General features: G+C 59.3%; 1 protein-coding gene. It reads left to right on the top strand.

Annotated elements, in window-relative coordinates:
• Nucleotides 1–182: 182 nt before the first annotated feature.
• A partial coding sequence (locus OKC40_RS22530) for a YqaJ viral recombinase family nuclease (RefSeq protein WP_333563282.1) occupies nucleotides 183–1,099 on the top strand: 917 nt, incomplete at its 3' end.

Below are 1,099 nucleotides of genomic sequence, written 5' to 3'. Positions count from 1 at the left end.
CAGGCAAGGGGCAACAGTGGATCAAGGGATGATCGTCTCACTTTTTCCTGTCAATGCCATCTGGGTGAACAGTTACGCTGCAGTAATCCCCGCTCTACCGATTTATTTCATTTACCCGTCATAGACCCCTACCCAGCCATCAGGCCGGGCGGGGACGTTTATGCCGCTGACAAGGAGTAATGATGAAAGCAAAAGCCAAATACGGTCAGGCTATTCGCTTAGCCTCCACCACCGACCTCTCTCGCAAGCAGTGGTTGGCGATCCGCAAGCTTGGGCTAGGTTCATCCGATGCCGCCGTTGCGGTGGGCCTCTCACCCTATAAATGCCCGCTGTCACTGTGGCTGGAAAAGACCGGGCGTAAGGAGCCGGAAGATATCTCCCACAAAGAAGCTGTGCTGTGGGGTATCGAGCTCGAACCGGTGTTGGCGCAGGTCTACGCCAAGCGCACCGGTTATCGGGTGCGCCGGGTCAATGCGGTACTACAGCACCCCGAGCACCTGTTTATGCTCGCCAATCTCGACCGGGAGGTGGTGGGCCACCCCGACGGCCCCGGCATCCTCGAAATCAAGACTGCCAGCTATCACAGTGCCCCCCAATGGGAGGAGGGCGTACCGGTCGCCTACCAGTGTCAGGTACTGCATCAGCTCGCCGTCACCGGTCATGCCTGGGCGGAAGTGGCGGTACTAATCGGTGGTCAAGATTTTCGGATTTACCGCATCGAACGCGACGAGGAAAAGATCCGGGATCTCACCGAGCGGGAAGCGCAATTCTGGCATCAGGTCACCCACGACCAGCAGCCCGAGCCCGATGGCTCCGAAGATGCAGGCTCGGCGCTGGCTTGGCTCTTCCCCCGCGATGACGGGGAAACCGTCGATCTCTCCGATTCACCCGAGTTCAACCAGCTGTTCGGGGAGTTGCTGCATCTGCGCGAACACAAGGAGGAAGTGGAGCTACGCGAATCACAGATCAAGCAGCGGCTACAGGCCACGCTGGGAGAGGCTACGGCAGGACTCTTTGCCGACGGCAAGATCACTTGGAAACGCAGCAAGGATCGGCTGGCCCCGGACTTGGAACGGCTCGGGCAGGATCATCCCGACCT

The sequence above is a fragment of the Aeromonas sp. QDB11 genome (assembly GCF_027705265.1).
GTDB lineage: Bacteria > Pseudomonadota > Gammaproteobacteria > Enterobacterales > Aeromonadaceae > Aeromonas > Aeromonas allosaccharophila.
The sequence above is the reverse complement of the archived record's forward strand: the minus strand, read 5'-3'. Positions and strand labels throughout refer to the sequence as shown.